The 7,882-nt window shown below is 60.6% G+C and carries 6 protein-coding genes; 3 read left to right on the forward strand and 3 right to left on the reverse strand.

Translation table 11 applies throughout. From position 1 onward, the window contains the following. Positions 1 to 185 precede the first annotated feature (185 nt). Positions 186 to 1,049: an MBL fold metallo-hydrolase gene (locus ACIQV9_RS28760; protein WP_403108624.1), complete on the reverse strand. Its 864-nt coding sequence runs from the start codon at positions 1,047 to 1,049 to the stop codon at positions 186 to 188. 162 nt (positions 1,050 to 1,211) lie between these two features. Between ACIQV9_RS28760 and ACIQV9_RS28765 the strand changes: the two genes are divergently transcribed. From ACIQV9_RS28765 to nahK, 3 genes are all read left to right on the forward strand, one after another. Continuing rightward, entirely contained in the window at positions 1,212 to 2,018 is an 807-nt protein-coding gene (locus ACIQV9_RS28765) for a sulfite exporter TauE/SafE family protein (RefSeq protein ID WP_403108626.1), read from the forward strand. A gap of 395 nt (positions 2,019 to 2,413) precedes the next feature. Continuing rightward, on the forward strand, positions 2,414 to 3,577 hold the full coding sequence (gene nosP / locus ACIQV9_RS28770) for a nitric oxide-sensing protein NosP (RefSeq protein WP_403108629.1): 1,164 nt from the start codon (positions 2,414 to 2,416) through the stop codon (positions 3,575 to 3,577). Then, positions 3,546 to 6,140 carry a hybrid sensor histidine kinase/response regulator NahK/ErcS' gene (gene nahK / locus ACIQV9_RS28775; protein ID WP_403108635.1) on the forward strand — a complete coding sequence of 865 codons (2,595 nt, stop codon included), beginning with the start codon at positions 3,546 to 3,548 and terminating at the stop codon, positions 6,138 to 6,140. The genes nosP and nahK overlap by 32 nt, the downstream gene beginning before the upstream one ends. A 133-nt stretch (positions 6,141 to 6,273) precedes the next feature. On the opposite strand, the gene ACIQV9_RS28780 is transcribed toward nahK, so the two are convergent. Further along, on the reverse strand, positions 6,274 to 6,939 hold the full coding sequence (locus tag ACIQV9_RS28780) for a response regulator (RefSeq protein WP_403108631.1): 666 nt from the start codon (positions 6,937 to 6,939) through the stop codon (positions 6,274 to 6,276). Between the two features lie 56 nt (positions 6,940 to 6,995). Beyond that, the gene (locus tag ACIQV9_RS28785; RefSeq protein ID WP_403108633.1) at positions 6,996 to 7,553 is read right to left on the reverse strand and encodes a PQQ-dependent catabolism-associated CXXCW motif protein; all 558 of its coding nucleotides are present in this window, start codon (positions 7,551 to 7,553) and stop codon (positions 6,996 to 6,998) included. Positions 7,554 to 7,882: the final 329 nt, after the last annotated feature.

A 7,882-nucleotide genomic window follows, 5' to 3' on the forward strand; every position in this document is an offset into this window, starting at 1 on the left:
TACCGCTGATAGCTTCGCTTGAATCGTGTACTTTCCCATGAAACACCCCATCGGTCGTGTCCAACTTTTGGGGTGCACACCACTCTGCGTGGGAACGCCGCCAGGGACGCTCCGCGTTCCGCTTCTGGATGTGACGCAGAGCGTCACGGGATGCATTCCCACGCAGAGCGTGGGAACGATCCGCTTCAGAGTTTATTCAGGGGGATTTTCAGGTAGGTCACGCCATTGTCCTCCGCCGGCGGCAAATTCCCCGCCCGTACATTCACCTGAATCGCCGGCAGTAACAGCGTCGGCATGCCCAGCCCTTCATCGCGCTGGTTGCGCATGGCGACGAACGCCTTTTCATCGATGCCGTCATGAACGTGAATGTTGCTTTTGCGCTGCTCGCCCACCGTGGTCATGCAGCGGGATTCGCGGCCTTCGGGCGGATAGTCGTGGCAGACGTAGAGCCGAACGCTGGCGGGGAAGGCCAGCAGTTTGTGGATCGAGGCGAACATCTGGTTGGCGTTGCCACCGGGGAAGTCGCAACGGGCAGTGCCCACGTCCGGCATGAACAAGGTATCGCCCGCCAGAATCACATCACCGTCGATCAAATAAGCCATGTCCGCCGGGGTGTGGCCGGGCACATGCAGGGCCGTGGCCTTGAGGTTGCCGATCATGAACGATTCGTCCGGCGCGAACAGGTGGTCGAATTGCGAACCGTCGCTGCGAAATTCCGGCTCAAGGTTGAACAGGGTCTTGAACACGCCCTGAACCTTGCTGATCGACTGGCCGATGGCGATTTTGCCACCCAGCTCCCGGCGCAGATAAGGCGCGGCGGACAGGTGATCGGCATGGGCGTGGGTTTCCAGCAGCCATTGCACGTGCAACTGATGGTCGCGAACGAAGGCGATGATTTTATCCGCCTGGGTGGTGGCGGTGCGCCCGGCGGCGGGGTCGTAGTCGAGCACCGGGTCAACGATGGCGCATGGGCCGCCGGCACCTTCGTAAATCACGTAGCTGTAGGTCGACGAGGCAGGGTCTAAAAAAGCTTCAATCAAGGCAGGCATGGTGGCCGTTTCTTTCAGGACAAGCCATGAGGGTAGTGTCATTTTCCCTGCGCTGACCAGCCCCCGCGTTAATTCATGAAGGAAAAAATCCGCACGGGCTCTATCCTGTCAGTCATCGATACCGGGCGTTCCCGGCTTTTTTTCACGGATCACGAGCGTTTTATGTTGTTGGCGAGTTTTTTTGGCGTGGTGATGGGCCTGGTCCTGGGATTGACCGGGGCAGGGGGGGGCATTCTTGCGGTGCCGGCCCTGGTGTTGGGGCTGGGTTTGACCATGACCCAGGCGGCGCCGGTGGCGTTGTTTGCGGTGGGCAGTGCGGCGGCGGTCGGGGCCATTGATGGTTTGCGCCATGGCTTGGTGCGGTATCGCGCAGCGTTGCTGATTGCACTGCTGGGGGCGATTTTTTCGCCGGTGGGCATCTATTTTGCTCATCAGTTGCCGGAAAAAATCCTGATGATCCTGTTCAGTCTGCTGATGGTCATGGTGGCCTGGCGGATGCTGCGTCGCGAGCGCCAGGAAGAAGGACCAAGCGACCACGGCCACGCCAACTGGGGCCAGAAAAACTGCATGCTCGATCAGCAGACCGGGCGTTTCTCCTGGACCGCCAAATGCACCGCAACCCTCGCGGCGCTGGGCGCGGTGACCGGCGTGGTCTCGGGTTTGCTCGGGGTCGGCGGCGGCTTCCTGATCGTCCCGGCCTTCAAGCAACTGACTGATGTACAGATGCGCGGCATCGTCGCCACGTCCTTGATGGTGATCAGCCTGATTTCGGCCATCGGCGTGATCGGCGCGTTTCATGCCGGGGTCAGGATTGACGCACTGGGTGTGGCGTTCATTGTTGCCAGCGTCGTCGGCATGATCGTTGGCCGACAACTGTGCGCGCGCGTCCCGGCCCGGGCCCTGCAAATCGGCTTCGCCAGCGTGTGTGTCGTGGTCGCCGCTTACATGCTGTTCAGAGCGGGCGTCTAGGGAGTACCGGTTCTTGTGGCGGCCAGTCTGCCGGGCAGGCGTACATTCTAAGTTCCGGGTAATGGCGCGACCGGGTCTTACAGCGAATTTGCCGCGCATCGCCGAGTGGGGGCGGTGTTGAACGGGTAACCGCCGACTGAACCACTGTGGCGAGGGGACTTGTCCCCGTTGGGTCGCGCAGCGGCCCCCTTTGGTTGAGCATCGACTGCCGGGGCCTGCTGCGCAGTCCAACGGGGACAAGTCCCCTCGCCACAAGTGCCTTTGCCACAAGGGTTCGAACGTCACAATTGTTCTCATCCCATCGAAGCGGCTACCCGCTACCCAAGTAGCATACGTCGCAGCCCGCAGGCTTCGTACACTCGTGTTTCATACACGCGCACCTGCGGGGGGCGACCATGCAGCAGGTCCAGAGTGAAGGGGTGGTCAGCGGCATGTCCCAGGCCACCGATGCCCAACAAGTGGCTCAGGAGCTCGCGCGGCAGTTATTGCACCCGCATTTGGGTTTCGTGCTGTTCTTCTGTTCCGCCGAGTACGACTTGCAGGCGCTGGGCCAGGCCTTGCAACAGAGCTTCGGCGGCATTCGCTTGGTGGGTTGCACCAGCGCCGGGGAAATCACGCCCTTGGGCTACGGCCGCAATTGCGTGACGGCGGTTGGGTTCGACCATCGGCATTTTTCCATCGACGCCGAACTGATCTGCGAGATGGAGCGCTTCAGCCTGATCGACGCCCAGCAAATGGTCGGGCGCCTGGTCAGTGGCTGTCGCAGCAACACCCTGGCGCCGATCAAGGGCAACAGCTTTGCCCTGACCTTGCTCGATGGCCTGTCCAGCCGGGAAGAAATGGTCCTCGCCGCCTTGAGCGCGGCGTTGGGCGACATCCCGCATTTCGGCGGTTCGGCCGGCGACGACAATTACCTGACCCACACCCACGTCTATTTTAATGGCGAGTTCCACAGCGGCGCGGCGGTGGTGGTGCTGGTCAACACCTGGCTGGATTTCGAGGTGTTCACCACGCACCACATTTTGCCGAGGGCCGAGAAACTGGTGGTCACCGGGGCCGACAGCACCTCGCGCCGGGTCTTTGAACTGAATGCCGAGCCGGCTGCCGAGGAGTACGCCCGGCATATCGGCGTTCCGGTGGCCGAACTCGATCACCGGGTCTTCGCCGCACACCCCTTGGCGGTGCGGATCAACGATCAGTATTACGTGCGGGCGATCCAGCAGGTTCATCCAGACCTTAGCCTGAGTTTTTACTGCGCCGTGGAAAACGGCATCGTCCTCACCGTCATGACCCCCGGCCCAATGCTGCCGAACCTGCAAACCTTGTTTGAAGGCTTGCAGGAGCGCCTCGGCGATCTGTTGCTGACCATCGGCTGCGACTGCTTTCTCAGGCGTCTGGAACTGGAAGACGGCGGCAGTCTGGAGCAGATCGGTACGTTTTTGCGTGACCAACGGGTGATGGGTTTCAACACCTACGGAGAACAGTTCAATGGCATGCACATCAACCAGACCTTCACCGGGGTTGCCATTGCCCGAGGCCGGTCCCCTGGACATCGTTGAGCTCCAGGCGCAGCTCGCCAGCCTGCGCCACGACAATCACAAACTGCAGCGCATCAACGGCGCGCTGATCGAGCGGATCGAATCCGGCATTACCCGTGGCAACGACCCCTACGCGGCGTTTCAGCATTCGGTGGTGCTGGCCGAGCAGGTCCGTGAGCGCACCGATGCCTTGAACCAGGCCATGGCCGAACTCAAGTCGGGCAATCACTTGCTCAGCGAAGCGCGCCTGCGGGCGGAAACCGCGCATCAGCATTTGATCGATGCCATCGAGAGCATTTCCGACGCCTTTGTGCTGTTTGATGCCGACCAGCGCATCGTCTTGTTCAATAGTCGTTTCAAGGCGATCTGGAGCAACAGCCGGGTGCGGATCAACGCCGGCATGCGCTTGGCCGAGGTGAAGCGATTGATGTCTGCCACCGGGCTGTTTACCGAGGAACCGCGCGGGCATGCCGACGAAAATCTGATCTATCGCCTGCAGAACGGGCGCTGGTTGCAAGTCAGCGAACGTCCCACCCAGGAAGGCGGTCGGGTGATCCTCTTCACCGACATTACTGACGTCAAACTCAGCGAAACCGTGCGCCGCGAGCAAGCCGTGGCGCAGAAATCGCACTTGCTGCAACGGGCGGTCGACAACCTGTCCCAAGGCGTGGCCATGGTCAACGCCGAAGGCATTCTGGAACTGTGGAACCGGCGTTTCCTCGAGCTAAGCGGGCTGGCCCCGGTGGCGGCCCATCGGCCGTTTGCCGAAGTGATCGCCGACAGCGAGTTGAACCTGCTGACCCCGGCCAGTCGCGACGCCAACGGGCGGCACGTGCAGGAATGCGAGCAGCGTCTTTACGATGGCCGGGTGCTGGAAATCCGCACCCATCCGTTGCCTACCGGTGGCTTCGTCAACACCTTCACCGACATCACCGAACGCTACCAGCACGCCGAAGCCCTCAGCGAAAGCGAGCGCTGGATTCGCCTGATCACCGACCATGTCCCCGCGCTGATCGCCTACCTCAATGCCGATCTGGTCTACGAATTTACCAACAAGGTCTACGAAGAATGGTACTGCTGGCCTCGCGGCGTGATGCTCGGGCAGAGCCTGCGCGAAGTTCACAGCGAGCAGCATTACCAGCGCCTCGAAGCCTACGTGGCCCGGGCCCTGGCCGGTGAGAGCGTGACGTTCGAATTCGCCGAAACCAACATCAACAATCAGGAACGCTACATGCTGCGCTCCTACGTGCCCAATCGCCTGGTCACCGGGGAAGTGGTGGGGATTTTCGTGTTGATCCGCGACATCACCGAGCGCCGTCGCACGGCCGAGGCGCTGCACCAGGCCTATCAGAATCTCGAGTTGCGGGTGCGCGAACGCACCACCGAACTGACCACCCTCAATGACCAATTGCTGCGCGAAATCGACGAGCGCCGGCGCGTGGAATCGCGCTTGCGCGAAGCCAAACTGGAGGCCGAGCAGGCCAACCTGTCGAAAACCAAGTTTCTCGCCGCCGTGAGTCACGACCTGCTGCAACCGCTCAACGCGGCTCGACTGTTCACCAGCGCTTTGCTGGAACGGCGCGAGCCGCTGGCCAATGCGATTTTGGTGCGCAATGTCAGCAATTCGCTGGAGGACGTGGAAAACCTGCTAGGCACGCTGGTGGACATTTCCAAACTGGATGCCGGGGTGATCAAGGCCGACATTGCGCCGTTCGCCCTGAGCGAACTGCTGGAAAACCTCGCGGCCGAGTACACCCAGGTGGCCCGCAGTGAAGGGCTAGAGCTGCATTTCATCCCGTGTTCGGCGCTGGTGCGCAGCGACATCCAGTTGCTCGCGCGGATCCTGCGCAATCTGCTGAGCAACGCCATTCGTTATACCTACAGCGGTCGGGTGGTGCTCGGGTGTCGGCGTCATCATCAGCGGTTGACGATCGAGGTCTGGGACAGCGGCATGGGCATTGCCGAAAATCGGCTGGAAGAGATTTTCCAGGAGTTCAAACGCGGTGACGTGCAGCGTCCAGATCAGGATCGCGGGTTAGGTCTGGGTCTGGCGATTGTGGAAAAGATTGCCGGAATCCTCGGTCACCGCATTCATGTGCGTTCGTGGCCGGGCAAGGGCTCGATGTTTTCCGTCGAAGTGCCGTTGAGCGCCACTGCCCCCACGGCGCAACCGGCACTGCTGATGAGTGAGCCGATGCTGGAACGTCTGCGCGGAGCGCGGGTGTGGGTGCTGGATAACGACGCGGCGATTTGCGCCGGTATGCGCACCTTGCTGGAAGGGTGGGGATGTCGGGTGGTCACGGCGCTGTCGGAGCAAGACCTGGCGCGGCAAGTGGACAACTATCATGAAGAGGCAGACTTGCTGATCGCCGACTATCACCTGGATGACGATCAGAACGGCGTCGATGCCGTGGCCCGGATCAACGCCCGTCGCGGCTCGGCGATTCCGGCGATGATGATTACCGCCAACTACAGCAATGAGCTCAAGCAGCAGATTCGTGAGTTGGGGCATACGTTGATGCATAAGCCGGTAAGGCCGATGAAGCTCAAGACGGCGATGAGTCACTTGCTGGGCAGGCCCTGAATTTTCTGGTGATTGTGCTGGCCTCATCGCGAGCAGGCTCGCTCCTACACTGGATCTCTGATGTACACATATTCTGTGTTCACTGAAGATCAAGTGTAGGAGCGCGCCTGCTCGCGATGAAGGCGGCGCGGTTTCAACGCCGTAGGTAAGACCCGAAATCAATATCCCCGGCACTCAAGATCGCCTGCACCCGGTTATGCACATTGAGTTTGCGCAGGATCGCCGAGACATGCGCCTTGACTGTGGTTTCGGCGATTTCCAGGGTGTAGGCGATCTGTTTGTTCGATTCACCCTTGGTCATGCGTTCGAGCACCAGCAACTGCTTGCGGGTCAAGGCCTGGAGCAGTTCCGGCGGGAAGCTCGGGTTGTCATTCATGCGCCGGTGGGTTCCGCATTTTTGTGTGCGAATGATGTCCGGCGGCAAGTACACATTGCCATTGAGAATTTGCTTGATGGCCTCGGTCATCTGCACCCGTGGCGAGGATTTGGTGATGAAACCCACCGCGCCATAGGTGATGGCTTGCAGCACGATCTGCTTGTCCTGTTCGGCTGAAACGATCACCACCGGAATGGTCGGCGCCTCGTTGCGCAGATTGATCAGGCCATTGAGGCCGTGCATGCCGGGCATGTTCAGGTCGAGCAGGATCAGGTCCAGGTCGTCGTGTTCCTGAGTCAGCAGCAGGGCGCTGTCCAGGTCGGCGGTTTCCATCACCTCGCTGCCCGGAAAACCATCGCTGATGACGTTATGAATGGCTTCGCGAAACAGCGGGTGATCGTCGGCAATCAGAATTTTGTACATAGCCTTTCACCTCATTATTTTCATTATGGTGTGGCAACAACACGCACGCGTAAAGGTCAGTGGAAGGGCTCGGGCTGGGCCGGTTCAACGGGCAGGTTCGCGGCTTGCCAGGCGTCCAGGCCGTCGCGATACCAATACAGTGTCTTATAGCCCATGGCGGCGGCGCGTTTGACGGCGTTCCAGCTCAGCCAGCAATCGGCACGGCAGTAGAAGACCAGCGGTTGCGCCAAGTCTCCTGCGGTCAATGCGTTCAGGTTACGCGCAAAATAGCCCTGCCAGTCAGCTGTCAGGTCGCCGTCGCCGGTATTGGCCAGCCAATGGCTGCCGGGCAGGTTCTCGTGGGGTTGGTCTTCGATGAAACGTCCTTGCAGCCATTGGCGGCGGTAGACGTCGATCAGCACCGGGTGCGGTGTCTGGGTGAGCAGGGTTTGCAGGGCGGCGGTGTCGATGATGGTCGCGCCTTGAAGCTGATTCGGGGTCGGACTGCGGTAAAGGCCGATGCGATAGCCGTCGGCGGAGAACAGCGGTGAATCGGCGTGCGCGACGCCCAGTAACAGACTCAGCGACAGCGCAGCAAGGGAAGGGCGCAACAGACGACGTCGGGCACGCGGCATGGGGTTCAATCCTTATAGTTATGAACCCATTACATGCCAGTCTCGGTGCGATTGGAATGCGACGATCGACAGGAAAACCGGTACTAAAGTAGTAATTTCACCCTGATCTGCACATTTCCCTGTGGGAGCGGGCTTGCCCGCGATGACGGTGTGTCAGCCGACATCAATGTTGGATGTGATGCCCTCATCGCGAGCAAGCTCGCTCCCACACGGAATACCGATCGTTCCCACGCGGTGGTGTGCACCCCAAAAGTTGGACGATTGTGGTTCTAGGCCTGAACGGATTGAGTCCTGTATTCCACAGGGCTCATTCCGTTCAGCCTCAGCTT

This window comes from Pseudomonas sp. NPDC099000 (genome assembly GCF_044759925.1).
In the GTDB taxonomy this organism is placed as follows: Bacteria; Pseudomonadota; Gammaproteobacteria; order Pseudomonadales; family Pseudomonadaceae; genus Aquipseudomonas.